This window comes from Phenylobacterium sp. (assembly GCF_046463815.1).
Taxonomy (GTDB): Bacteria; Pseudomonadota; Alphaproteobacteria; order Caulobacterales; family Caulobacteraceae; genus Phenylobacterium.
Map to the genome: position 1 here is coordinate 23,781 of NZ_JBKBRO010000028.1, position 24,648 is coordinate 48,428.

Consider the following 24,648-nt stretch of genomic DNA (forward strand, 5'->3'; position numbering starts at 1 on the left):
GGTCACTCGTAATAGGCGGCGCTCTCGCGGACCAGCCCGTCGGGACCGAACCGGACGATCTCGACCACTTCGCCGCCGGCCGCCGAGCTGTGGTAGCGGATCGCCAGGCCGTCGACCCCCTTCAGCACGGCGCGTAGCGTGAAGCGCAGGTCCGGCAACGCGGGCAGGGCCCGGCCCCAGTAGTCGGCCAGCGCCGCCTTGCCGATCACACGGCCTGAGGGATCGCCGGTGTACCGGGACGAATACGGGCTCGTGAAGACGACATCGTCGGCGTAGTGCGACAGAATCTGCGTCAGGTCGCGGCTGTTCCATGCCGCGACCCAGGCCTCGGCGAAGGCCTGCGGATCGACCGTCACGCGCGACCAACCTTCTCCAGCAGGCGCGCCTCCACGGCGGGGCTCACGAACTTGCCGATCTCGCCGCCCAGGATGGCGATCTCCTTCACGAGGCGCGAAGCGATGGCCTGGTGGCGCGGGTCGGCCATCAGGAACACCGTTTCGATCTCGCGGTCGAGCTGCTGGTTCATGGCGGTCATCTGGAACTCATACTCGAAGTCGGCGACGGCCCTAAGGCCCCGCACGATCACCGAGGCGCCCACGTGGCGGGCGAAGTGCATCAGGAGGCCCTCGAAGGGCTCGACCACAATCTCGGCCCGGTTGCGGAGCGGTTCGACCGCCTCCTCGACGATGGCCACCCGCTCGTCGAGGGTGAACATCGGCCCCTTGCCGGTGTTGATCGCCACACCGACGACCAGCCGGTCCACCAGCTTCACCGCCCGGCCGATGATGTCGGTATGGCCGTTGGTGATCGGATCGAAGGTGCCCGGATAGAGGCCGACGCGGGTCATAGGCTGAAGGTCCCCCAACTCACCGGATTTCGCCTTTCGCCGTGGCGGGGCGATCTGGCAAGCCTAATCTTCGCCTTCCGTCGGGTCAGTCCTCGCCGGGACCGGTGTCAGCGCCCTGGTCCGCCGCGTCGCCCTCGCCGTCGTTCCCGGCGGGCTCGGCCAGGCGCTCCACAGAAACCACGTGCTCGTCCGCGCCCTTGCGGAAGATGATCACGCCCGAGGTGTTGCGGCCGACCATGCGGATCTGGCTGACCGGGGTGCGGATGAGCTGGCCCTGGTCGGTGACGAGCAGAATCTCGTCGCCCTCTTCCACCGGGAACGAGGCGGCGAGCCGGCCGCCGCGCTTGGTGAGGTCCTGGGCCAGCAGACCCTGGCCGCCGCGGCCAGTGCGGCGGAACTCGTAGGCCGAGGTCCGCTTGCCGTAGCCCTCCGTCGAGACCGTGAGGATGACCTCCTCGGCCGCGCCCAGCTCGGCGAAGCGCTCGAGCGACAGCGCCGCCTCGCCCGCGACTTCGTCCTCGTCGTCGGGCGCGCCCACGTCCTCGACGTCCTCGCCCTCGCCGGTCGCAGCCCGCCGGTTGGCGTTGGACTGCTTCACATAGGCCGCGCGCTCCTCGGCCGTGGCCGCGACCGAGCGCAGGATGGCCATGGAGATCACGCTATCGCCCTCGGCCAGGCGGATGCCACGCACGCCGGTGGAATCCCGGCCGGCGAACACCCGCACCTCCTCGGTGGCGAAGCGGATGCAGCGGCCCAGCGCCGTGGTCAGCAGGATGTCGTTCTGCTCGGCGTTGCAGACGCCCACGCCGACGATGGAGTCGCCCTCGTCCAGCTTCATGGCGATCTTGCCGTTGCGCTTGATGCCGATGAAGTCGCTGAGCTTGTTCCGCCGGACGTTGCCCGAGCGGGTGGCGAACATCACGTCGTACTGGTCCCAGGTCGCCTCGTCCTCGGGCAGCGGCAAGATGGAGGTGATGCTCTCGCCGGGCTCGATGGGCAGCAGGTTCACGAACGCCTTGCCGCGCGAGGTGGGCGTGCCCACCGGCAGGCGCCACACCTTGAGCTGGTAGGCCTTGCCGCCCGACGAGAAGAACAGCATTGGCGTGTGGGTGTTGGCCGAGAAGACCCGGGTGACGGCGTCCTCTTCCTTGGTGGCCATGCCCGAACGGCCTTTCCCGCCCCGGTGCTGGGTCCGGTAGATGCTGAGCGGTGTGCGCTTCACATAGCCGCCGTGGGTCACGGTGATGACCATGTCCTCGCGGGCGATGAGGTCCTCGTCCTCGACGTCGGCGTCGCCCTCGACGATCTCGGTGCGGCGCGGCACGGCGTAGGCGGCGCGGACCTCGGTCAGCTCCTCGCGGACGATGGCCATGACCCGCTCGCGCGAGGCCAGGATCTCGAGATGGCCGCGGATCACGTCCGCCAGCGCACGGGCCTCGCCGAAGATCTCGTCGCGGCCGAGGCCGGTCAGGCGCGACAGGGTCAGCGCCAGGATGGCCCGGGCCTGCTCGTCGCTCAGCCGGATCTTCGAGCCCTCGACGACCATGGTGCGCGGATCGGCGATCAGCTCGACCAGCGGCAGCATGTCGCCGGCCGGCCAGTCGCGGGCCACCAGGCGCTCGCGGGCCTCGGTCGGGTCCTTCGAGGAGCGGATGATGTGGATGAACTCGTCGATGTTGGCCACGGCGATGGCCAGCCCGACCAGGACGTGGCCGCGGTCGCGGGCCTTGCCGAGCTCGAACTTCGTCCGCCGGACGACGACCTCCTCGCGGAAGTCCACGAAGGCGGCGATCATCTCCCGAAGGCCCATCTGCTCGGGCCTGCCGCGGTTGAGCGCCAGCATGTTGACGCCGAACGAGCTCTGAAGCGGCGTGTAGCGATAGAGCTGGTTCAGCAGCACCTCGGCCGAGGCGTCGCGCTTCAGCTCCACCACCACGCGCATGCCGTCGCGGTCGGATTCGTCGCGCAGGTCGCCCACGCCTTCGATGCGCTTCTCGCGGACCAGCTCGGCGATGCGCTCGACCAGGGCGGCCTTGTTCACCTGGTAGGGGATCGCCGTGATGACGATCGCCTCGCGGTCCTTGCGGATCTCCTCGATGCTGGCCTTGCCGCGCACGACGACCGAACCACGGCCGGTCATCAGCGCCTGGCGCGCGCCCGTGCGGCCGATGATCTCGCCGCCCGTCGGGAAGTCCGGGCCGGGCACGATGTCCAGCAGCTCGTCCAGGCCGATCTCGGGGTTGTCGATATAGGCCAGGCAGGCGTCCACCACCTCGCCCAGGTTGTGCGGCGGAATGTTGGTGGCCATGCCGACGGCGATGCCGCCCGCGCCGTTGACCAGCAGGTTGGGGATGCGCGACGGCAGGACCACCGGCTCCTGCTCGGAGCCGTCGTAGTTGTCCTTGAAGTCGACCGTGTCCTTGTCGAGGTCCGCCAGGATCGACATCGAGGCCCGGGTCAGGCGGCACTCGGTGTAGCGCATGGCCGCCGGCGGATCGTTGTCCACCGAGCCGAAGTTGCCCTGGCCGTCGATCAGCAGCAGGCCCATCGAGAACGGCTGCGCCAGGCGCACCAGGGTGTCGTAGATCGCGACGTCGCCGTGCGGATGGTACTTACCCATCACGTCGCCGACCACGCGGGCGGACTTCACATAGCCCCGGTCCGGCGTGTGCCCCTGCTCGTTCATCGAGAACAGGATGCGGCGGTGCACAGGCTTCAGGCCGTCGCGGACGTCCGGCAGCGCCCGGCTGACGATCACGCTCATGGCGTAATCGAGGTAGGAGCGCTTCAGCTCGTCTTCGATCGCGATAGGGGCGACGCCCCCGCGGCGGTCGTCCGGAGGGCTTTGGGTCTGGTCGGTCAAAGGAGGGATTTAGCCGTGAGAATCGGACGGGTTAGGTAGGGACGTTTGTTAGCATTCTGAAGCCCCGGACGCCACTTCCTCGCGCGCGCGTGCGCATGCGACGCAAGCCGGCAGGTGACTGCCGGCCCGGCCCGCTCTAGGACTGCCCGGGAAAGGAGCCGTCATGCCCCTCGCCACGGGCGATCCCGCGCCCTGGTTCAAGGCCCCCACCGCCTCGAGCCCGGAATTCCTCTTCGACACCGCCGCCGGCCGCTACGTCCTGATGGCCTTCCTGCCGGAGGACCCCGACGCCGTGGGCCGGGCGCTCAAGGCGCTGGCGGCGCGCCAGGCCCTGTTCGACGAGGCCCATGTGGCGGCCCTGGTGGTCTTCCGCAGCGCCCACGCCCCAGCCGGCCTCCGCGACCTCAGAGGCATCCGCTGGCTGCTCGATCCGGAGGGGGCGGTGGCGGCTCGCTTCGAGGCCGACCAGCCCCACTGGCTGCTCTTGGACCCTACCCTGCGCTCCCTGGGTTGGACTCCCCTGGAGCCGGCGGAAGCCATGCTCGACCGCGTGGCGCGACTGGGCCCGCCCGCCCAGCATGCCGGGGCGCCCCAGAACGCCCCCGCCCTCCTCGTGCCGCGCGTCTTCGAGCCCGAACTCTGCCGCGCCCTGATCGATCTCCACGAGGGAGCCGGCGGTCATTTCACAGGCGTGATGCGGGATTCCGGCGACCGCACGGTCTACGTCATGGACGAACTCAAGAAGCGGCGGGATGTCCTTGTCCGCGACCCAGAACTTCTGGCGACCCTGCGAGATCGCCTGGAGCGGCGCCTGTTCCCCATGATCGAGCGCGCGCTGGGCTCGGCGGTCACCCGTATCGAGCGGTTCCTGGTGAGCTGCTACGACGTCGACGACGGGGGTGTGTTCCACCCGCACCGGGACAACACGACCTTCGGCACCGCGCACCGCAAGTTCGCCTGTTCGATCAACCTGAACGACGCCTTCGAGGGGGGCGACCTGCGCTTTCCGGAGTTCGGCCTGGCGACCTACCGCGCGCCCGTCGGCGGGGCCGTGGTCTTTGCCTGCGGCATGATGCACGAGGCGACCCGAGTGACGTCGGGGCGGCGCTACGCCTTCCTGCCGTTCCTCTACGACGAGGCCGGCGCGGCGGTCCTTGACGCCTACCGGACGCGGACGGGGCAAGGCGACGCATCGCCCGCCCCCGGCGGCGTTCCTATATGAGAGGCGGCGGGCTCCGGTAAGGCGCGGTTCATCCGCCGCCCGCCATCTTGCCGCCGAATCCCGTCCCCAAGCCACGCAGCCGCATGAAACGCCTCACCGCCGCCCTCGTGATCCTCGCCGCCGCCGCGCCCGCCGCGGCGCTGGCCGCCGCCCCGCCGATCCAGCCGGGCTACTGGGAATCCACCAACAAGCTGCTGTCGCCGATCAGGCAGACCAAGACCGAGCGGCGCTGCATCACGCCGGCCGACGTGGACAAGTTCATGGCCGGTCCCTCGAACCGCCACTACGCCTGCACCTATCCCCACAAGATCATCGAGAACGGCCGGATCAGCCTGAAGGGAACCTGCGTCAGCAAGAAGGGCCGCAAGGTCGCCGTCCAGGGCTCGGGCGCCTATACGCCGACCAGCTTCACCCTGACCGCCGACATCGCCACCGAGTTCCTCGGCCTCGACATCTCCGGTCGCGCCTCCACCGAGGCCCGGCGCATTGGCGACGTCTGCCCGGCCCCCGAAGACGCCAGCGCGTCGGACGGGAACTAGCTTCAGGCCCGCCCGAACTTGCGCTGCATCGCCAGGAACGCGAAGCCCAGCAGCGGCAGCAGGATGTCGGTGTAGAAGATCGCGCCCGCGTTGCCCGGCGCGAAGTTGTGGGCCTCGACCATCTGGACCACGTGCCCGGCCGCCGCGCCCCAGAGGAAGCAGGCGATCCCGACGATGGCCGCCAGCCGCATCTGGAACCCGCCCCGGAACGCCAGGAAGCCCAGCATCGAGAACCCCAGGCTCGCGAACCCGACCTCCTTCTGGAACGGGCTCGTCGTCCAGCCGATGAACGCCGCCGCCATCTCGCTGAAGAAGACGTGCATGACGAAGTTGTAGAGGAAGCTGATCCCGACCGAGAAGAGCAGGAACCAGGCGAACAGCGCCTCGACCGTCCTCGCCCGCGTCAGCGGCCTGGGTCCCGCCGCTAGGGCGAGGCCCGAAGCGGCCAGCCCCAGCACGAACAGGCTGAGGGTGAAGTTGGACAGAACGAAACGGATCAGGTCTTCCATCGGCGCGCCCCCCGGCTCAGCGTCTGTGACGCCGCCAGGGTTAACCTGCGCCGCGGACCGTAGCCAAGCTCTGGAACGCGCGGGCTGTAGAGTAGGTCCCTGATTTGAAGTCATCTCCACAGTGACCTCTCGTCAAACCGTGCATGCGGTTTTCCCGCACACGGCTTTCCGACTGCCTTCGTCCGGCAGCGTTACGGCGCGACAAGGCGGGCGTACCGACTGGTGTCCTCCCCCGTGACCACCAGGCTGTTGAGCCTGAAGAGCCCGTGGAAGTCGTAGAACCAGGACGGCGGGTGGTCCCTCCACCCCTTAGTCCGCTTCTTGTGCTTCTTCCGCAGCATGATGCAGAGCGTGTAGGTCGTGTAGTTGGCGATGCTCTTGAAGTGCATTCGAGAGTTGCCGGTCTTGAAGTAGTTTCCCCAGCCTCGCAGGATAGGATTGACCTGCTCCTTGATCAGGACGGGGAGATCGCGATGCTGGCCGACACGGACAACTTCGCGGATCTTCTTTTTGACCGACGCCATCGCCTTGGGAGCCGGGTAGTAGTACGTCTTCAACTCGCCGGTGCGCTTCGACGGCTGCACCGCAAAGCGGTGGCCGAGGAAGTCGAACGGCTCGCGCCGGACGTCCACGATCCGGGTCTTCTGGGCGTTGAGCGTGAGCCCCAGCCGGTCGAGGACCTTACGGGCCTCGTCCAGATAGCGCTCGGGCGCTCGGCTGCACAGGATGACGAAGTCGTCGGCATATCTCACGATGTGAGCATCGTGAGGACGCTTGCCGAGCGCCTTCCTCTCCCAGTGGCGGTCCAGCCAGTGGAGGTAGAGGTTCGCCAGCAGGGGCGAGATCACCCCGCCCTGCGGCGTTCCGGTCGTTTCCTTCCGGACCTGCATGTCCTCCATGACCCCGGCCGTGAGCCACAGGCCGATCAGCTTTACAACCGACCGGTCGATGACCCGCGACCGCACGGACAGCAGCAGTTTGTCGTGCGGAATCGTGTCGAAGTACGACTTGAGGTCCGCATCGACGACGTGGACGCAACCGAAGTTGATCCACTTGTAGATTTCCCGCAGGGCGTGATGGGCGCTCTTGCGAGGCCGGAACCCATAGGAGAAATCTTTGAAGTCGGCCTCGAACAGAGGTTCGATGACGATCTTCACTGCCGCCTGCACCACACGATCTTCGATGACCGGAATGCCGAGCGGGCGCTTCGATCCGTCGGCCTTCGGGATGTAGACCCGTCGGACCGGTTGGGGTCGATAGCGCTTCGCGCGAAGCCTGCCCTGCAGCTCGCTCAGGAATCGGTCGAGCCCGATCTTCCCTTCGATATGCTCGAAGGTTTGGTGGTCGACGCCAGAAGCGCCGCCATTGGCCTTGACCTGCCTGTAGGCGAGCCAGAGGACATCTTCCTGGCAGACCTTGTCATAAAGCACTCCGAACTTGCGCGTCGGATTCGCCTTGGCTGCTCGGTATAGAGTCCGCTGTAGTACTCGCACCTTTTCTATTGGTGTGTTTTGAGCTTTCGCAATCACACAGTGCCTCTTACGTCGGTACTCGTGGCAGAAGCAGAGGCCCTTCCCTCCGGCCAGGTTATGTTGTCCTGACCATCAGCAGTACTATGGCCTCCTCCGACTCCTTAGCCCCACGTCCCTCCGGATTTCGGTGGTTGCCTTATACCGTCAGTTACGCGGCGGGTTAGACCGCGATGGAGTAAGGTCTCGTTCGTTCCGCTCAGTCCTATCCATGCATCCCATCGCCTATACCCCGAGTTCCAGCGCTGGCTTCACGTGGTTAGTTCATCCACCGGCGCTCACTGGTCTTCGCCCCCGTTCTAAAGGCTCGACGGAACCACCCTACACCGTGCTCTCCCAGCATGGCCGCACGGCTGAAATTTACGAGGCTTACGGACGTTCACTTGCGTTACGGGCTGCATGTTTGCGGGCGCCCACGGTCTGGGTCGGGGGCCACCTTTGTCCGGCGTTGTTCCCGCGTTCCGGTCACCCTCGACGCGTACGCCATAGCTACACAGTCAACTAACCTCCTACTGTGGCAGGACTCTCACCTGCTAGGATCTGAGCAGCTTCCGGCGGCCTCCCCGAAGGGAGACCGCCGAAAATCGAACCACTCAGAACGGGATCTCGTCGTCCAGGTCGGCCGAGAAGTCCTCGCGGGGGCCCGAGCTCTGGGCGCGCGGGCCCGAGGAGAAGCCGCCGCCGTAGCCGCCGCCCTCGCCCTGCTCGGCGTCGCCGCCACGGCCGCCCAGCATGGTGAGCTCACCACGGAACTTCTGCAGCACGATCTCGGTGGAATACTTCTCCTGGCCCGACTGGTCGGTCCACTTGCGCGTCTGCAGCGAGCCCTCGATGTAGACCGTGGAGCCCTTGCGCAGATAGTTCTCCGCCACCTTCACGAGGTTCTCGTTGAAGATCACCACCCGGTGCCACTCGGTCTTTTCCTTGCGCTCGCCCGTCGAGCGGTCGCGCCAGGTCTCGGACGTCGCGATGCGGAGGTTGGCGACGCGGTCGCCCGAATTGAGGCTGCGGATTTCGGGATCGGCCCCGAGATTCCCCACCAGAATGACCTTGTTGACGCTGCCCGCCATGTCGATGTCCTGAGCTTTCCGTGGTTGCGGGCCTGCGGCCCAATCGTCCCGCCGGGCCACGCCGGCGCGCGCACGCTAGCGCGGCGTTAGCAACTCAGCAAGCAGATGTTCCAGTTATGTTCCGCACCGTCCACAGCTATCGCTGAGGAGCCTCTTGCGGCATGGCCCCCGGGATCGCCAGCCGGCCATCGCCGGTGCGGACCAAGGCCACGTAGCGGGGTCCTTCCAGCGAGGTGGAGGTCATCACCCCCTCCTTCACCAGGAACAGGAAGTTGGACTGGTAGGCGCCGTAGATCTCGCTCTGCGTGCCGCCCAGCCGGAGGAACTTGATCCGCATCGCCTCGAGATTGGCGGCGCAGGTCTCCAGGTTCGGCGTGTTCACGAGCTTGTTGTACTTCAGCGTGCCGTCCTTCTGCGGGACGACGTGGTAGCAGACCCCGGCGTCACCCGGGGGCTTGGTCCGTTTGGCGCAGGCGGTGAGCGCCAGGACGGCGACGGCGGCCAGGAGGATCGGCTTGGCGTACATGCGTAAGACCCTATCAGCGGGGGAGCCCGCCGTCACCCGGCCGTCGGCAGGCTGCAGTTGGGGCCCTGGGCGGCCAGGGTGCGGAAGACCTGGTTGTCCGACGAGATCTCGACACGGCCGGTGACCAGCCGCAGCGTCTGCTGTCCCCAGCGGCCGTACGAGGCCTGGCCCGGCCGCTCGCAGCGGCCCGCGAACAGGCTCTGCACGCAGGCGTCCAGGCCGGTGTCGTCCGCCAGCCGGCGCCATTGGCCGCCGGCGTGCCGCCAGCAGGTCCCCGTCGCCGCCGCAGGCGGCTCGGGCGCGGGCTCGGTCACGGCGGGCGCGGCGGCCTCCTCCGGCGGCAGCGGCGTGAGCATCATGCCGGCCTGCTGCGAGGCGGCGAGCGCGCCCGTCTCGTCCAGGCCCACGTCCAGCGAATCCGTGGCCACGCCGTTGCGCCGGGCGCATTCGGTCAGGGTAAGCTCGCCCACGAACTGGCCGGCCACGAAGCAGCGCAGGGGCTTGGCCGGATCGATCTTGCCGTCCGCCGGGCCGCTTTCGATGATGAGCCCCGCCTGGGAAGCCGGCGGCGGCGCGGACCGCTCGCGGCGCCCGCCCGCGAGCAGCAGCCAGGCGATGGTCACACCCGCCAGCAAGGCCACGGCGGCGCCGCCGATCAACAGCAGCGTCCGGCGATCCCTCGGCGGTTGGTCGTGCGTCGGCTGGTCCATGGCGCCTCGCTAGACTGCGGCGCAGCGCCTTTCAAGCGCGGCTAGCTTCCGCCCCCGAGACGCGCCAGGGCGGCCTGGTAGTTGGCGATCTGGTTCTGCAGGTACGCCGGCGCCTTGCCCCCGGTGATCTGGGCGTTGGCCAGGGGATCGTCGGGCGTCGCGGCGTCCACCAGCGCGCGATAGGCGCTGCGGATCACCCCTTGCGCCTTGGCCAGGTTGGCCAGGGCGTGGGAGATCTCGGTCTCGTTCTTCAGGCTCAGCCCGCTCTCCAGGCCCAGGCCGTAGAACGTCGGCTTGCCGTCCCCGGATACGGTCTTGCCGCCCTTCGAGTCCGTCGCCCGCACGACGCCCGCCGGGATGCCCAGGAACTCCAGGGCGTCCTTGTCGGCCTTGCCGGCGCTGAACTCGATGACGGCGCGATCCGTCTGCGGCGTGATGGTGAGCACCCGCGAATTGCCGCTGGACGAAACCTTGACGTTGGCCTGGAAGCCCGCCGCCCGGCGGATCTTCTGGGCGAGCGTGTCGATGGTCTCGTTCGCATCGATGGTGACGGTCTGCCAGCGGCCCGTACCGGCCCGGACCTGGAACTGGTCGCCGGCGCGCAGGCTCGTCTGCGCGGTGATCAGGGGAGAATCCTTGGCCGCGAGGGTTCCCTTGGGAAGCCCCAGGCGGTCCAGCACGCTGGCGCCATTCGGGTCGATGGCGATCGAGGTCGGCGCGGCCTGCCCGTCCTTGCCGGTGAAGCGCCGCGACCAGTCGACGGCGCCGGCGTCCACGTCCAGCCGGGCGAGGAAGCCGTCCTTCTTGCCCACCGCGTCGGGGTGGCCCGGCAGGTCCGTCCCGGCGGCCCCGGCGATCCAGACCTGGCCGCCCGACACGGCCAGCGAGGTGGCCTTGTCGTCCCCCGCGCCGCCGTAATAGGCGATGCGGTCCCCCGCCGCGGGGGTCAGGTCGGCGGACAGACGCGCGGCGAAGGCGTCGGTCCCCCCCGCATGCGCCCGGCTCACCGCGCCCGCCGACAGGGATGCGTTGGTGGTGTACCCCGCGATGACGATCTGGCCGCCGTCGAGGGCGAGGCCCGCGATGCCGCCCCCTTGCAGGTCGCCAAGGTCGCGGGTGGCCGTAAGCACCGGGGTCCCCCCGGAAATGTCGAAGCGGCGAAGCACCGCCCGGCCCTCCTCGATGGTGGCGGTGACGACGGAGTTCCCGTCCACCACCATGCCGACCGGCTGGTCCGAACCGGTGGTGCCGAAGCTCTGGGTGAAAAGGGTCTTCACCTTGCCCGCGGGGTCCTGGGCGGTCTTCTCGAGGTCGGGCTTGAAGCCCTCCAGGTAGCTGTCCCAGTCGCCGATGGCGCTGGTCCCCGGCATGGTCGACCTCGCACGGCCGGCCACGAGGACCGTGCCGTCGGCCGCGAAGGAGACCTGGGTCGCCTCATCATCCTGTCGCGCGCCCCGGCGCGCCGTCCACAGCTCCTCGCCGTCGGCGTTGAACAGGGTCACGAAGCTGTCGGACTGGCCGGCGTAGGTTCCGGTCGCCCCCGAGTTCGTCGGCCCATCGGTGACGCCGTTCAGCACGCCCTTCACCGCGCCCGCGATGGCGACCTTCCCGTCGGCGGACACGGCCAGCGCCAGTCCGCTCGCCTCGTTCGCCGCGCCCAGGGTGCGGGAATAGACGAGGTTGCCGGCCGCGTCGTACTTCAGCAGCGCGACGTCCTGGTCTCCCCGAATCTCCTGCCCCGCCGTCTTGCTGGTGATGTCGGCCAGCATGTAGACCGAGCCGTCCGGTCCCACCTGGCTCGCCCGGACCGCCTTCACTTCGGGGCCCATGGTCCGGGAGAACGCCCGGCCGTCCACCCAGTACGTCTCGCCGTCGGGCTGGGGGGGCGAGTCCACGCTGGTCGTGTCGGTCTGGAACTTCATGAGCTGCTGCTGCAGCACGCCGTCCTTGGTCGAGGCCTTACCGTCGGGATCGGGATCGCCGGCCGTCTGCACCACATAGACCGCGCCGGCCGTGCTGGGCGCGTCGAAGGTCACGGTCTCGCCCACCGAGGTCTTGACCTTCAGGGCCCACTGGTCCGGCCCCGGCGTGTTCGACAAGGTGATCGTCTTGCCGCCGGACTCGATCGTCTTCGGCTTGCCCGGAATCCGCTGTGTGGCCAGGCGGGTGTCCACGCCGGCCGCGGCGAGCTGGTCGTTGATGTAGGTGACGACGTTGGCCATCGAACGCGTCTGCGACCCCATGCCCGCGAGGTCGATCGCCACGTCATGATTCACGCCGGCGCGCTTGATCTTTATGTTGAATTTGACGTCGCCCTGGAAGGCCGGGACCGCCTCCGCGCTCGTGCCCGTGAAGATCGGCTGGGTGACGTACTCGGTCTTGGGCCGCGGAATCGGCGCGGTCGATTTCGTCCGTTCCACCGCCTGTCCCTGGGTCAGCCGCAGCCCTTCGAAGGCCGCCTTGCCGACATAGGTTTCGACCTCCTGCATGCCGCGGGCGAAGGCCCGTTCGATCTGGGCCTTCTCGACGCTGGTGACGCCCTTCTTCTGCATGCGCTCGGCGAGGCCCGACAGCGTCGAGAGGCCCTGGTAGAGCGCGAAGAGCTTCTTGTAGTCGGCGCTGGCGCCCTGCAGGTCGAGCTTGGCCGCGTTCTCGTCGATGAACTTGCGTCCGAGCAGGGCCGACTTGATGGCTTCCGAGGCGTCGGGCGCCTGGCCGCCCGAGCTCCAGGGCGCCGTCGGCGCGTACTTGGTCGACGCCGTGGACGTCCCCGCGGCCGCCGTCAAACCCGTGCTCCCCAGTTGGGACTGGTAGAGGCTCAACAGCAGGTTCGTGTTGATCGACGTGACCATCGGCCCTTGCCCGCGGAGCGATATCCGCCCCTGTCGCTTAGACGATCAAGGTCGCCAGGGCGTTAAGACCCGAAAAGAAAGGCCTGGTCGACGCCGCCGCCAGGCCCTCCCCTACGCCCCAACGGAAAGTCTTAGCCGCCGCGGAAGAGCTGCAGGATCACCTGCGGCGCCGCATTGGCGATCGAAAGCGCCTGGGTGCCCAACTGCTGCTGCACCTGCAGCGCCTGCAGGCGCGCGCTCTCCTTGGCCAGGTCGGCGTCCACCAGGTTGCCGACGCCGCCTTCCAGCACGTCGGTGAGCTTGGAGACGAAGTCCAGGTGGGCGTCGATCTGCTTGCTCTGCGAGCCCAGGTCGCCGAGCGCCTGGTTGACGCTCGAGATCGCGGTGTTGAGCTGGGTCAGGATGTTGGAGGCCAGCGTCACCGTGGTGATCGCCGCGTTGGCCGTGATCGTGATGATCGCCCCGCCCAGACTCAGGTTCTGGCTCGACAGCGTGATCTTGGCGTTGGCGTCGGCGTTGGCCAGGAACTGGATGTTGGCCCCCAGCGAGCCGTCCAGCAGGTTGGCGCCGTCGAACTCAGCGTTGTCCACCACCTGCGAGATCTGGCGCAGGATCGACTTGAAGTCCGAGTCGAGGGCCGTGCGGGATGTCGCGTCGAGCGAGGTGTCCATCGCCGCGACGACCTTCTCCTTCAACTGCACCAGCAGATCCGAGACCGATTCGCCGGCCGTCATCGAGACCTCGGCGATCGAGTGCGCCCGTTCCAGGCTCATGCGGACGGCGCCCAGCGCCCCGATGTCGGCCCGCTGGCCCTGGGCGATGGCCCAGATCGCCGCGTTGTCCTTGGCGTTGGAAATGCGCAGGCCGGTATTGATCCGGTTCTGGACTTGGCCGAGCTCGTCGTTCGTCTTGTTGAGGTTCTGCAGCGCCACCAGGGCCGACTTGTTCGTATGCACGCTGATCGCCATGACGCCTCTCCACCTCGGGGCGGGCCGTCGCGACTCGCGACCTGCCCGTGCGTCCAGGCTAGGGAAAACGTGGTGAGCAGAGGGTTAACGGCGCAAACGCCGAGCGCCGCCGCCGGCGGTCCCGGGGCGGTCATCAGGTTTCCGGCTCGCGAGGCGAGCGCTTGGGATCAGGCCTTGGTGCGGATCACCGAGCCGGCCTCGTAGTCGGCCTCTTCCCTCATCCGCAGGACCTCGGCCCTGGGCAGCTGGAGGACGACCTCTCCCGTCCGGCGATTGACGGTCTTGTAGACGTAGCTTCCGCTGGCTTGATCCTCTTCGATGATCAGTCGCAGATCGACCGGCTCCGGGGTGACCGGCGCCCCCTTGGCGGCTGCGCCCGCGGGCGAGCTCGAGGACTGGGGGGGCTGTCCGAACGTCGAATCCGGCGTGGCTGCGAACGCCGCAACCTTGCTTTGCATGTCTCCTGTCGCTGTCTGGCGAGCAGCGCTCCGGTCTTGGCGCGTACGGCGGGCAGGTCGCCCTGCCCGCCGCCGCGTACTGGCCGCGAGGCGCTAGAGCCCCGCGGCTTCACGGGCCTTAACGGAACAGGCCCAGCAGGATCGACGAGGATTGGTTCGCGATCGAGAGCGCCTGGACGCCCAGCTGCTGCTTGGTCTGCAGCGACTGGAGCCTGGCGCTTTCCTTGGCGAGGTCGGCGTCCACCAGGTTGCCGACACCGGCGTCGATCGAGTCCTGGAGCTTCGAGACGAAGTCCAGGTGCGACGCGAGCGACTTCGAACCCGTACCCAGGCTCGACAGGGCGCTCGACACGCCGGCGATAGAGTTGTTGATCGTGGTGATCAGGTTCGCCGCCTGCGTGGCCGTGGAGAACGTCGCCCCCGCGGTCAAGCTGACCGCCGCGCCGCCCAGCGACAGATCCTGAGCCGCGACGGTGATCTTCTGGTCGCCGTTGGCGTTCGCCAGGGCCGCGATGGTCGTGCCGCCGCTCTTGACCATGTTGATGCCGTTGAATTCGGCATTGTTCACGGCCTTGGTCAGCTGGTTGCGCAGGGCCTCGAAGTCATCCTTCAGGGCTGTACGGCTGTTGGAGTCGAGCGAGGTGTCCGAAGCCGCCAGGGCCTTTTCCTTCATCTGAAGGAGCAGGTCAGAGACGGTCTCGCCGGCCGAGATGGCCACGTCCACGGTCGACTGCGAACGTTGCAGCGACTCCTTGACCGAGTTCAGCGATTGGGAGTTGGCCCGTTGGTTCTGGGCGATGGCCCAGATGGCGCCGTTGTCCTTCGCCGAAGCGATCCGCTTGCCCGTGTTGATGCGGGCCTGCGTGGTCATCAGCTCGTTGTTGGTCTGATTGAGGTTCTGCAGCGCGATCATCGCGCCGACATTGGTATTGACGCTATTCGGCATCACTAGGTCCTTCTTCTCAAGGAACCGACCGCCGTTCTGGCAGCCGCAGGCGTTTTGCCCAAAGGCCTAGGCAGCAAGTGAGGGGCCAAAGCAGTCTGACGCCGAATCCATCGACAAGCTATTGAAAAATATGCATTATATGTGCGTTAGGCATGCTCGCGCTCAGCAATTCTTGCCGATCCAGGGCGGCGCTGGGCAACATTTGCCGGGCGCGGGTCGGCAAATCTCGCCGAGCGCCCCGAAAGGTCACCCGGGCGGACCGAGGCCCGCCCGGGGATAACGACTTAGCGGAACAGGCCCAGCAGGATCGACGACGACTGGTTCGCGATCGAGAGCGCCTGGACGCCCAGTTGCTGCTTGGTCTGCAGCGACTGGAGCTTGGCGCTTTCCTTCGCGAGGTCGGCGTCCACCAGGTTGCCGACACCGGCGTCGATCGAATCCTGAAGCTTCGAGACGAAGTCCAGGTGCGACCCGAGCGACTTCGAACCGGTGCCCAGGCTCGACAGAGCGCTGGAGACGTTGGCGATCGAGTTGTTGATCGTGGTGATCAGGTTCGCCGCCTGCGTGGCCGTGGAGAACGTCGCAGCGGCCGTGAGGAGCACCTTGCCACCGCCCAGGGACAGGTCCTGAGCCGCGACGGTGATCTTCTGGTCGCCGTTGGCGTTCGCCAAGGCTGCGATGGTCGTGCCGCCGCTCTTGACCATGTTGATGCCGTTGAATTCGGCATTGTTCACGGCCTTCGTCAGCTGGTCGCGCAGCGCGGTGAAGTCATCGCGCAGGGCGGTCCGGCTGTTGGCGTCGAGCGAGGTGTCCGAAGCCGCCAGGGCCTTTTCCTTCATCTGAAGGAGCAGGTCCGAGACGGTCTCGCCGGCCGAGATGGCCACGTCCACGGTCGACTGCGAACGTTGCAGCGACTCCTTGACCGAGTTCAGCGATTGGGAGTTGGCCCGTTGGTTCTGGGCGATAGCCCAGATCGAGCCGTTGTCCTTCGCCGAAGCGATCCGCTTGCCCGTGTTGATCCTGGTCTGGGTTGTGGAGAGCTCCGCGTTGGTCGAGTTGAGGTTCTGGAGCGCGATCATCGCGCCCGTGTTGGTGTTGACCGAGTTCATCGGCATCGTGAGACCCTTCCATTCTGGAGGTATGCGTCCGGCTTTTGCCGGCGAGCGATTTTTCGCTCGTCAGGGTCCACGCAAGCAGCGGGCCAACGCTTAACCAAGACAAGCGCGACCTGAATTCTGTTTTCGTTGAACTATTTGACCGCCCGCTCGCCCCTGGGCCGCCGGACCATTAGCCAAACCTGCCGCTCGGCAGAACCTGCCCGGCCAGTCGAGTGGGCAGAAAAAAATAGCCGCGGAACCCCGCGGCCGTTGTAGAGCGCCTTGTATGCCGCGCGTCAGGCGGCGGCGGCCTGCCCGTTGCCGGCCAGCCCCTGCATGATCATGCGGTTCACTTCGATCAGCGGCTCGATCTCCTCCTGCTTCCGGATCACCAGGCTGGTGTGCTTGGAGACCCAGATGCTGAGCGAGATGATCGAGGCCCGCAGTTGGACCGGTAGCTGGTTGGCGGGATTCTGGCACTCGGACCCGAAGACCGCCCACATCCGGCGGTTCCAGTCGAGCGCGTCGATCCGGCCCCGCAGGTCGTCGGGCGGGCACGCGGCCGCCTCCATCAGCGCGCGCGTGACCTGCGCGAACAGACGGTATTCCATCTCGCGCGGGCTCTCAGCCCGCGTCGCCGCCTGCTGATAGGCCTGAAGGGACATTGCCCAACCTCTCGTCTTCGTACTCGATGAGCTTCCGGCAGAGCATCAGCGCCTTGTAGTACTCGCGCGTCATGCAGAGCCGGGAGATGTTCACACATTCGGCGAGCACCTCGGGATTGACGATCACCCCCATGAACTCGCCCATACGCCGCACGAACTCGTCGTAGTAGCGGTCGGCGCCGGCCTCATCGAGGTACATCATCATCACGGGGAAGTAGATCCGCCGCGCCGGCGTGTTCACGTCCTCGGACTGCATGATGTCCTTCTCGCGAAGGACCGAGGCCTTGTTCTGCAGGATCAGGACGGCCCGCCGGTCGCCGTTCTGGACGACCGCGCCGTTGAGGACGAACTTCTCCCCTGGCCTTAGCGACAGCTTAAGCGGCAAATCCGCCCCCCGATCTCGACGCCCATGAACCGCCGTTGCGATTCGATTGACCCATTGTCGCCTTCCGCAGGGCCCAGCGCACCTCAAGGCTTAAGGCGCAGCCGTTAACGGGCTCTTGCCGAAGTTGCACCCGCCTGGCCGCTTAAACCGCGGTTAAGCATGATGCGGCGACGTAGGGGTCTTCTCGGGAGTCCTCCATGTCGGCAAAGGCCAGGTCCCATCGCTCCTCGGCGGCCGCGCCGCCGCGCGCCGCGCAGGCAGACGCGCTCGCGCGCCTCATGGCCGCCGTCCCTCAATTGAAGGCGACCGCCGCCCAGCCGTTCATCCGCAAGGCCGTGGACGCGCTGCAGGCCAACGACGCCCAGGGCGGCGCGGATTGGGCCATCAAGGCGCTCGAGCAGGACGAGCGCAACGGCTACGGCTGGTGCCTGCTCGCGATCGCCCGGGAGCGCGCCGGCGACTTCGTCTCGTCGCTCAAGGCCTATGAGGCCGCGCTCGCGCTGATGCCCGACAATGTCGACATCGCTCACGACATCGGTCGACTCGCCATGCGCATGGGGATGCCGGAGATCGCCGAAAAGTTCTTCCACCGCTTCCTCGAAGCCCGGCCGGATCACGTGGATGGCGTCAACAACCTGGGCGCGGCGCTGCGCGCGCAGGGTCGGTGCGCCGAGACGATCGAACTGATGCGCCAGGCGATCCAGAAGGCGCCCGGCGTGGCGGCCTACTGGAACTCCCTGGCCGCCGCCGTCGCGGAACAGGGCGACGCCGTCAACGCCGAGATCTTCTTCACCGAGGCGCTGCGCCTCGATCCCAGCTTCCACAAGGCCCGCTACAACCTCGGCAACATGAAGGCGGTCCTGGGCGACCTCGACGGCGCGCTCGCCTGCTGCGAGGCGGCGCTGAAGGGTGTCGACGCCGAAGACGAGCGCGTGATGATGCAGCTTGCGCGCGCCACCACCCTGATCGGCATGGGGCGGCTGGCCGACGGCTGGGAGGCCTACGAGGCGCGCCTGCATCCGCAGTTCGCCGATACTCTGCAGTTCCTGATCGACGCGCCCCGTTGGGCGCCCGGCGTCTCGCTCGCGGGCAAGTCGCTGCTGGTCTTCGGCGAGCAGGGTCTGGGCGATGAAGTGCTCTTCGCCAACATGCTCCCGGACGTGCTGGACGCGCTCGGACCCGACGGGCGCCTGGCGATCGCGGTCGAGCCCCGGCTCGTCCCGCTGTTCCAGCGCAGCTTCCCTCGGGCGAAGGTCGGCGCCCATGCCACCGGCCAGACGCACGGCCGCAGCATCCGCGGCGCGCCGTTCATGGCAGGAGAGCCGCCGGTTGACCTCTGGACTCCCCTCGCCTCCCTCTGCCGGGAGTTCCGGCGCAGCATTGACGCGTTCCCCGCCCGAGCGGGCTTCCTGACCGCCGATCCGGCGCGGGTCGCCCATTGGCGCGAAGTGCTGAAGGAGGCGCCCGCCGGCCGCAAGGTGGGTCTCCTGTGGAAGAGCGGATCGACCCAGAACGCCCGCCACCGGCACTTCTCTCCCTTCGACCGATGGTCGCCGGTGCTGGCCACGCCGGGCGTCACCTTCGTCAACCTCCAGTACGGCGATTGCGCCGAGGAACTCGCCTATGTGAAGCGCGAGCTCGGCGTGGAGATCTGGTCGCCGCCGGGCATCGACCTGAAACAGGACCTGGACGACGTGGCCGCGCTCTGCTGCGCCATGGACCTGGTGCTGGGCTTCTCCAACGCGACCTTCAACCTGGCCGGGGCCTGCGGCGCGCCCGCCTGGCTGATCACCACGCCGGGCGCCTGGCCGCGCCTGGGCGAGGTGGACCGGTATCCCTGGTATCCCCAGGCGCGCGTCTTCGCACCCCGCGCATACGGCGACTGGAGCGGCGTCATGGCCGAGGTCGCCGAGGCGCTGGCGGAACGCTAGGGGGCTCCAGGGGTTTCCCTCCAGGGGGCGATAGCCGCCTCCGATGCGAGGAGATTCCGTCATGTCCGGCCGGTTCGATTCCGACGCCGACTTCGATCCCCAGGATCAGGCCGAAGCCTTCGACGAGAGCATGACGGCGGGCGGCGAAGGCGACTCGCCGCTGGGCGGGGACTCCCCGCTGGACGTCGGCGAGGACATGCGCACGCCCGAGGAACTGCCCGACGTCGAGGACCTCACCCAGCGCGTCGGCGACCGCGACGACGACGAGGCCCTGGCCCTCGACGCCGACGAATTCGATCCCGACGCCGTGGGCGACGGCGACTTCGAGGAGGACGACGAGCGCGACTACCGCGCCGCCACCGAGGAGCGCGAGGACGACCTCGACGGCCTGGGGGCCGATGACGGGTTCGACGACCATCGCATCCTGCGCAGCGAGATCGAAGGGCTCGACGAGGTGCGCGACGCGGACGAGGCCGAGGGCGGCGAGGACGACTTCACCGACTTCCAGTCCCGCGACCTGTCGGACGACGACCTGAAGAACATGGGCTACGCGGAAGACCGCGACGGCCAGACCCGCGCCAAGCCCGACGACTGATCCGACCGGGTTCCCTTACGTCCGCGACGATGGAACCCGCTTGAATGTCGCGCCGCGCCCTATAGGTTGCCTCAGACAAACAACTGTTCGAATGCGGGTCCTGCCCGCCCGGGGAGCCGAATGAGCCAGCGTTTCGAAGGGACCGAGAACTACGTCGCCACCGACGACCTGAAGGTCGCGGTCAACGCCGCCATCGCCCTGGAGCGCCCGCTCCTCATCAAGGGCGAGCCCGGCACCGGCAAGACGGTCCTGGCCTACGAGATCGCCGAGGCGCTGGGCGCGCCGCTGATCACCTGGCACATCAAGTCGACCACCAAGGCCATCCAGGGCCTCTACGAGTACGACGCCGTCAGCCGCCTGCGCGACAGCCAGCTCGGCGACGAGCGGGTCAAGGACGTCAGGAACTACATCAAGAAGGGCAAGCTCTGGGAGGCGTTCGAGAGCCCCCAGCGCCCCGTGCTGCTGATCGACGAGATCGACAAGGCCGACATCGAGTTCCCGAACGACCTCCTGCAGGAGCTCGATCGGATGGAGTTCTACGTCTACGAGACCAATGAGACGGTGAAGGCGGCGGTCCGGCCGATCGTCATCATCACCTCCAACAACGAGAAGGAGCTGCCCGACGCCTTCCTGCGCCGCTGCTTCTTCCACTACATCCGCTTTCCCGACGCCGAGACGATGCAGGAGATCGTCGAGGTCCACTATCCGGGCATCAAGCAGAAGCTGGTCGGCGAGGCGCTGCGCATCTTCTATGACATGCGCAAGGTCCCGGGGCTGAAGAAGAAGCCCTCGACGTCCGAACTGCTCGACTGGCTCAAGCTGCTCATGGTCGAGGACATCGACGCGGCGGCCCTGGCGGAAAAGGACCCGACCAAGCTGATCCCGCCCCTGCACGGCGCCCTGCTCAAGAACGAGCAGGACGTCCACCTCTTCGAGCGCCTGGCCTTCCTGGCGCGCCGGGAAGGGGCGGCCCGGCCCGGTCAATAGGCCCGAGCGGTTACGGCGAATTCACTCGCCTTTTGAAAGGGCTCCGGCCAGTTTCCGACGCGAACGACTGGAGCCCTTTCCGCCATGAAGCCAACGCTTCTCCTCGTCGCCGCCTCCGGCATCGCGTTCAGCCTCGCCGCCTGCGGTCGCGCGCCGCCGCCCCGTGCGTCCCTGGACTGCCCTGCGAAGCAAGGTGACCTGACCCGTGTATCCGCGGCCGCGGACGGCCGGAGCTGCGTCTATTCGACCGCCGAGGGCGCCGAGGTCACCCTTCAGCTGCTGCCCGTGCGCGGCAGCGCCTACGCCACCCTCGACGAGCTCGAGAGCCGGCTTTCGGCCGAGGCGGAGGCCGCCGCGGCCAATGCGCCCAAGATCGACACCAAGCCCTCGCCCCAGGCCGCCTCCGACGCCGCCAGGGCCGCCGATCAGGCCGCCAAGGACGCCGTCCAGGGGGATGTCGGGGACGCCGAGTCGGAAAGCGACGTCGGCGTCGATGGGTCGCGGGGCGTGATCGTCGACGACAAGGGCGCCACACGGGTCAACCTGCCCGGCATCCACATCGAAGCGGACGACGCCAACGACTCCGCGCGAGTGCAGATCGGCCCGCTGCACATCGACGCCAACGGCGAAGAGGCCGAGATCCGGATCCGCCGGTCGGTGCGCCTGAAGGGCGAGGCCCTGTCGACCGAGAAGCGCGGGATCCGGGCGACCTATCTCAGCCACTCGGAAGGCGACCGCTTCGTGGGCTACGAGGCCGCCGGCCCCAAGACGGGGCCGCTGACCGTGGCCGTCATCCGCTCCAAGGAGCACATCGAGGACGGCGACGGCGTCTATGGCGACGTGAAGCGGCTGGTGCGGCTGAACGGCGGGGTCTGACGACCCCGCAGGCCCGCCAGGACGCTCAGCCCGCGGGCTGGACCTCCACGACCTTGTAGGTCAGCGGGCGGCCGTCCTCGTCCGTCACGGTGACGTACTCGCCGACCGTGAAGCGGTGCTCGCCCAGGCGGTAGACCGGCTCGTCGTCGGCGGCGTCGCCCTCGTCGTAGTCGAAGAACCAGCGCTGGCCCTTGCGCGCGAGGCGGCCGTCCACGGGGTCCTCGTCGGGCGAGAACCGCCGCACGGTGCAGGCGTCCCGGCTCTTCGAATAGGCGGCCTCGTCCAGCAGCCCGTCCGGCGTGAGCGGGGCCGTCAGGGCATAGCCGCGATGGTCGTCGCCCCCGGCGAATTCCGTGCCTGGGTTGCGGGCAAGCCGCATGACGATGCGCGACAGGGACATAGGGTCACCTCCAGAAGTATCAGTGAGACAGAAACAGCGATGGCTGGTCGGAATTCAAGAGGGTCCGGGTGGTCCCTCCGAAGATGAATTCCTGAAGCCGGGGATGGCCGAACGCGCCGGCCACCAGGATGTCGGCGCCGGCGGCGCTGACGGCGTGCAGCAGGGCGGGCGCGGCGTCGCCGCTGTCCGCCAGCACGTTGAGTTCGGCCTTGACCCCGCGGGCGGCGTAGTAGGCCTGGAGCCGGGCGGGATCGAAGGTGCGAGAACTGGCCTTCGGCGCGGCCAAGATGACGACGCGCGAGGCCTTCTCCAGCAGCGGCAGGGCCAGGCGCGCGGCGCGCGAGGCCTCCTTGCCGCCGTCCCAGGCCACGGCCGCCACGCCGCCGACCTTGAGGCCTTCCCGAGCCACCAGGACCGGCCGCTGCTCGTCGGCGACCATCTGCTGGAACGCCTCGGCCAGGGGGCCGCGGCCGCGTGCCGGGTCGTTGCCGAACACCACCACGTCGGACAGGCGGCTCTCGGCCGAAAGCCCGGCCCAGACCGGCGTCTGGAGCGCGATGAACTGCTTCTTGCCGTAGGGCGAGGCCTCCAGCGCCGCCCGGGCGCTCTTCTCGCCGGCGGCGGCGGCCTCCTTGAGCGACTCGAGAGCGGTCGTCTGGACGCCGCCCAGGAACCCCTCGCCCATCCACGGCATGACGTCGGCCACGTCGGCCGGCGTGTAGACGCCCGCCACCTCGGCCCCGAAGGGTTCGGCGAGCATCACGGCCGCCGCCACGGCCGCGCGATCGCCCGGACCGCCCGACAGAGGCGCCATGATCCTGGCCCAGCTCATTCTTCGTTCCTCATCCACCCTTGCGTCTGGACCCTGGGAGCCTGCGCCTGCATTGATCTTTCGCAGGTCCTGGGCCAGTTCACGCCTGTGACTGTGGAGGGAATGCGCCGGTGAGGAAAGGGCTGCGTCGCGCCAGGGAGACGCCGAGGGCGTGGCAGCGGATGCTGTCGGGCCGCCGCCTCGACCTGCTCGATCCCTCCCCGCTCGACATCGAGATCGAGGACATCGCCCACGGCCTCGCCCGCGTGGCCCGGTGGAACGGCCAGACGGTCGGCGAGCACGCCTTCTCCGTGGCCCAGCACTCGGTCGTGGTCGAGGAGATCGTCGCCCACATCCGACCCGACATCGAGCCGCGCTGGCGCCTGGCCGCCCTGCTGCACGACGCCTCCGAGTACGTGATCGGCGACATGATCAGCCCGTTCAAGGCGGCGCTGGGCGTGGACTACAAGCTCTTCGAGGAGCGGCTGGAGACGGCCATCCACGTCCGCTTCGGCCTCCCGGCCAAGACGCCGGCCCTCATCAAGAAGCTGATCAAGCAGGCTGATCGCGCGTGCGCCTTCTTCGAGGCGACTCAGCTCGCCGGCTTCAACCACGCCGAGGCCCTTGACTTCTTCGGCGCCCCGCCCGCCGGCTACAGCCTGAAGATCGAGCCCCAGGCCCCGTCCGAGGCCCAGGCGCGCTACCTGCACCGCTTCGAGGTGCTGTCCGAGGCCGCCGGCTACCGGCCGACGGCCCAGGCCTTCTCGACGGAATGACCATGCTCGTCATCGGCCTCTCGGCAGTGGTGGTGGCGATCCGGGACGGCGAGGCCGTGGTGCTGACCGTGCGCCACAAGACCGGCGGGGCGGACTTCGCGGGCCTGCCCTTCGGCCCCTTCGACCCGGACGGCCACCGCACCTTCGAGCTGGCGCTCCGGGCCTTCGTGACCGAGCAGACGCGGTTCAACCTGGGCTATGTCGAGCAGCTCTACACCTTCGGCGACAAGGGCCGCGACGCCCCCCTGGCCGACGTGGGCCTGACGGGTGAAAGGCCGAGAGTCGGCGGGGCGCGGGTGATCTCGGTGGGCTATCTGGCGCTCGCCCCGGCGGCCGTCGACACGCACTTCCCCGGCAGCGCCTGGCGCCCCTGGGCCCGCTTCTTCCCCTGGGAGGACTGGCGCGCCGGGCGCCCGCCCGCGCTCGCCCCCATCGAGACGGCCCTGCGCGCCTGGGCCGACGGCCAGCCCGCGCGGCTCGCCCGCGCCCGCCTGCTGTTCGCCCTGGACCAGGCCCCGTGGAACGAGGAACGGGTGCTCGAACGCTACGAGCTGCTCTACGAGGCCGGCCTGGTCCACGAGGCCGCCCGCGACCGGGACGAGCCGCCGGCCGAGCAGCCCGACGTCCTGAAGGCCGCCCTGGGCGAGCCCATGATCTCGGACCACCGGCGCATCCTCGCCACCGCGCTCGGCCGCCTGCGCGGCAAGCTCAAGTACCGCCCCGTCGTCTTCGAGCTGATGCCCGAGGCCTTCACGCTCTCGGCGCTCCAGCGGACGGTGGAAGCCCTCGCGGGCGTGCCGCTGCACAAGCAGAACTTCCGCCGCGCCCTCGAACGCGCCGAGCTGGTGGAGGGCCTGGGACGCCTGGACGCCGAAACGGGCGGCCGGCCCGCGGAGCTGTTCCGCTTCCGCCGCGAGGTGTTGGACGCCCGCCCCGTCTCGGGTCTCAGCCTGCCGCTGCTGCGCGACTAGGGTCCAGACTCATAACCACCAGATGACGATGGCGGCGAGGCAGACGGCTGCGGCGTAGGTGCAGGCGAGCTTGTCGTAGCGGGTGGCGATGCGTCGGAAGTCCTTGAGGCGGCAG

25 protein-coding genes and 1 pseudogene are annotated in these 24,648 nt (G+C 68.3%); 8 read left to right on the plus strand and 18 right to left on the minus strand.

Annotation, left to right across the window (positions count from 1 at the left end; translation table 11 throughout):
• Positions 1 to 2: 2 nt before the first annotated feature.
• The 3 genes from ACK4TT_RS16650 to gyrA form a co-directional block, all read right to left on the minus strand.
• A complete protein-coding gene (locus ACK4TT_RS16650; RefSeq protein ID WP_409640620.1) occupies positions 3 to 356 on the minus strand; it encodes a nuclear transport factor 2 family protein in 354 nt (117 codons plus the stop codon).
• Positions 353 to 847, minus strand: a complete 495-nt coding sequence (gene coaD / locus ACK4TT_RS16655; RefSeq protein WP_409640617.1) for a pantetheine-phosphate adenylyltransferase — start codon at positions 845 to 847, stop codon at positions 353 to 355. The genes ACK4TT_RS16650 and coaD overlap by 4 nt, the downstream gene beginning before the upstream one ends.
• Positions 848 to 932: 85 nt before the next feature.
• Complete coding sequence (gene gyrA, locus ACK4TT_RS16660; protein ID WP_409640614.1) at positions 933 to 3,710, minus strand: DNA gyrase subunit A; 2,778 nt, start codon at positions 3,708 to 3,710, stop codon at positions 933 to 935.
• A gap of 163 nt (positions 3,711 to 3,873) precedes the next feature.
• Here gyrA and ACK4TT_RS16665 point away from each other — a divergent pair, with 163 nt between their 5' ends.
• Positions 3,874 to 4,932 carry a 2OG-Fe(II) oxygenase gene (locus tag ACK4TT_RS16665; RefSeq protein ID WP_409640611.1) on the plus strand — a complete coding sequence of 353 codons (1,059 nt, stop codon included), beginning with the start codon at positions 3,874 to 3,876 and terminating at the stop codon, positions 4,930 to 4,932.
• An 83-nt stretch (positions 4,933 to 5,015) separates the two neighbouring features.
• Positions 5,016 to 5,471 carry a DUF3617 domain-containing protein gene (locus ACK4TT_RS16670; RefSeq protein ID WP_409640609.1) on the plus strand — a complete coding sequence of 152 codons (456 nt, stop codon included), beginning with the start codon at positions 5,016 to 5,018 and terminating at the stop codon, positions 5,469 to 5,471.
• Positions 5,472 to 5,473: 2 nt separating this feature from the next.
• Here ACK4TT_RS16670 and ACK4TT_RS16675 read toward each other — a convergent pair whose 3' ends face one another.
• The 12 genes from ACK4TT_RS16675 to flbT all read right to left on the minus strand — a co-directional run bounded on the left by ACK4TT_RS16675 (position 5,474) and on the right by flbT (position 17,186).
• Entirely contained in the window at positions 5,474 to 5,980 is a 507-nt protein-coding gene (locus ACK4TT_RS16675) for a DUF6790 family protein (protein WP_409640606.1), read from the minus strand.
• A gap of 191 nt (positions 5,981 to 6,171) precedes the next feature.
• Positions 6,172 to 7,410, minus strand: a complete 1,239-nt coding sequence (gene ltrA, locus ACK4TT_RS16680; protein WP_410213445.1) for a group II intron reverse transcriptase/maturase — start codon at positions 7,408 to 7,410, stop codon at positions 6,172 to 6,174.
• Between the two features lie 692 nt (positions 7,411 to 8,102).
• Entirely contained in the window at positions 8,103 to 8,579 is a 477-nt protein-coding gene (gene ssb, locus ACK4TT_RS16685) for a single-stranded DNA-binding protein (RefSeq protein WP_409640603.1), read from the minus strand.
• Between the two features lie 136 nt (positions 8,580 to 8,715).
• Entirely contained in the window at positions 8,716 to 9,105 is a 390-nt protein-coding gene (locus ACK4TT_RS16690; RefSeq protein ID WP_409640600.1) for a hypothetical protein, read from the minus strand.
• Between the two features lie 32 nt (positions 9,106 to 9,137).
• Positions 9,138 to 9,815 (minus strand): hypothetical protein, encoded by a 678-nt coding sequence (locus ACK4TT_RS16695; RefSeq protein ID WP_409640597.1) that lies wholly within the window; start codon positions 9,813 to 9,815, stop codon positions 9,138 to 9,140.
• A gap of 41 nt (positions 9,816 to 9,856) precedes the next feature.
• A complete protein-coding gene (locus tag ACK4TT_RS16700) occupies positions 9,857 to 12,667 on the minus strand; it encodes a hypothetical protein (protein ID WP_410213446.1) in 2,811 nt (936 codons plus the stop codon).
• Between the two features lie 131 nt (positions 12,668 to 12,798).
• Positions 12,799 to 13,635, minus strand: a complete 837-nt coding sequence (locus tag ACK4TT_RS16705; protein WP_409640591.1) for a flagellin — start codon at positions 13,633 to 13,635, stop codon at positions 12,799 to 12,801.
• Between the two features lie 167 nt (positions 13,636 to 13,802).
• Complete coding sequence (locus ACK4TT_RS16710) at positions 13,803 to 14,093, minus strand: hypothetical protein (protein ID WP_410213447.1); 291 nt, start codon at positions 14,091 to 14,093, stop codon at positions 13,803 to 13,805.
• Between the two features lie 118 nt (positions 14,094 to 14,211).
• Positions 14,212 to 15,039: a flagellin gene (locus ACK4TT_RS16715; protein ID WP_410213448.1), complete on the minus strand. Its 828-nt coding sequence runs from the start codon at positions 15,037 to 15,039 to the stop codon at positions 14,212 to 14,214.
• Positions 15,040 to 15,323: 284 nt separating this feature from the next.
• Positions 15,324 to 16,154, minus strand: a complete 831-nt coding sequence (locus ACK4TT_RS16720) for a flagellin (RefSeq protein ID WP_410213449.1) — start codon at positions 16,152 to 16,154, stop codon at positions 15,324 to 15,326.
• A 278-nt stretch (positions 16,155 to 16,432) separates the two neighbouring features.
• Positions 16,433 to 16,801, minus strand: coding sequence for a flagellar biosynthesis regulator FlaF (gene flaF / locus ACK4TT_RS16725; RefSeq protein ID WP_410213450.1), 369 nt, complete (start codon positions 16,799 to 16,801; stop codon positions 16,433 to 16,435).
• Positions 16,761 to 17,186: a flagellar biosynthesis repressor FlbT gene (gene flbT, locus ACK4TT_RS16730; protein WP_410213451.1), complete on the minus strand. Its 426-nt coding sequence runs from the start codon at positions 17,184 to 17,186 to the stop codon at positions 16,761 to 16,763. The genes flaF and flbT overlap by 41 nt, the downstream gene beginning before the upstream one ends.
• Before the next feature lie 197 nt (positions 17,187 to 17,383).
• Here flbT and ACK4TT_RS16735 point away from each other — a divergent pair, with 197 nt between their 5' ends.
• The 4 genes from ACK4TT_RS16735 to ACK4TT_RS16750 all read left to right on the plus strand — a co-directional run bounded on the left by ACK4TT_RS16735 (position 17,384) and on the right by ACK4TT_RS16750 (position 21,575).
• Complete coding sequence (locus ACK4TT_RS16735) at positions 17,384 to 19,117, plus strand: tetratricopeptide repeat protein (protein ID WP_410213452.1); 1,734 nt, start codon at positions 17,384 to 17,386, stop codon at positions 19,115 to 19,117.
• A 61-nt stretch (positions 19,118 to 19,178) separates the two neighbouring features.
• Entirely contained in the window at positions 19,179 to 19,712 is a 534-nt protein-coding gene (locus ACK4TT_RS16740) for a hypothetical protein (RefSeq protein WP_410213453.1), read from the plus strand.
• Positions 19,713 to 19,832: 120 nt separating this feature from the next.
• Entirely contained in the window at positions 19,833 to 20,699 is an 867-nt protein-coding gene (locus ACK4TT_RS16745; protein WP_410213454.1) for an AAA family ATPase, read from the plus strand.
• An 84-nt stretch (positions 20,700 to 20,783) separates the two neighbouring features.
• Positions 20,784 to 21,575 carry a hypothetical protein gene (locus ACK4TT_RS16750; RefSeq protein ID WP_410213455.1) on the plus strand — a complete coding sequence of 264 codons (792 nt, stop codon included), beginning with the start codon at positions 20,784 to 20,786 and terminating at the stop codon, positions 21,573 to 21,575.
• Between the two features lie 25 nt (positions 21,576 to 21,600).
• Here the strand turns inward: ACK4TT_RS16750 and ACK4TT_RS16755 are convergent, their stop codons facing one another.
• Complete coding sequence (locus ACK4TT_RS16755) at positions 21,601 to 21,975, minus strand: hypothetical protein (RefSeq protein WP_410213456.1); 375 nt, start codon at positions 21,973 to 21,975, stop codon at positions 21,601 to 21,603.
• Positions 21,976 to 21,994: 19 nt separating this feature from the next.
• Positions 21,995 to 22,807, minus strand: a complete 813-nt coding sequence (locus ACK4TT_RS16760; protein ID WP_410213457.1) for a universal stress protein — start codon at positions 22,805 to 22,807, stop codon at positions 21,995 to 21,997.
• 110 nt (positions 22,808 to 22,917) lie between these two features.
• On the opposite strand from ACK4TT_RS16760, the gene ACK4TT_RS16765 reads away from it, so the two are divergent.
• Both ACK4TT_RS16765 and ACK4TT_RS16770 read left to right on the plus strand, forming a co-directional pair.
• Positions 22,918 to 23,562 (plus strand): YfbR-like 5'-deoxynucleotidase, encoded by a 645-nt coding sequence (locus ACK4TT_RS16765; protein ID WP_410213458.1) that lies wholly within the window; start codon positions 22,918 to 22,920, stop codon positions 23,560 to 23,562.
• Complete coding sequence (locus ACK4TT_RS16770) at positions 23,559 to 24,533, plus strand: NUDIX hydrolase (RefSeq protein ID WP_410213459.1); 975 nt, start codon at positions 23,559 to 23,561, stop codon at positions 24,531 to 24,533. The genes ACK4TT_RS16765 and ACK4TT_RS16770 overlap by 4 nt, the downstream gene beginning before the upstream one ends.
• 9 nt (positions 24,534 to 24,542) lie before the next feature.
• Here the strand turns inward: ACK4TT_RS16770 and ACK4TT_RS16775 are convergent.
• Positions 24,543 to 24,648 (minus strand): annotated as a pseudogene (locus ACK4TT_RS16775) (IS5/IS1182 family transposase); the annotation flags it as partial.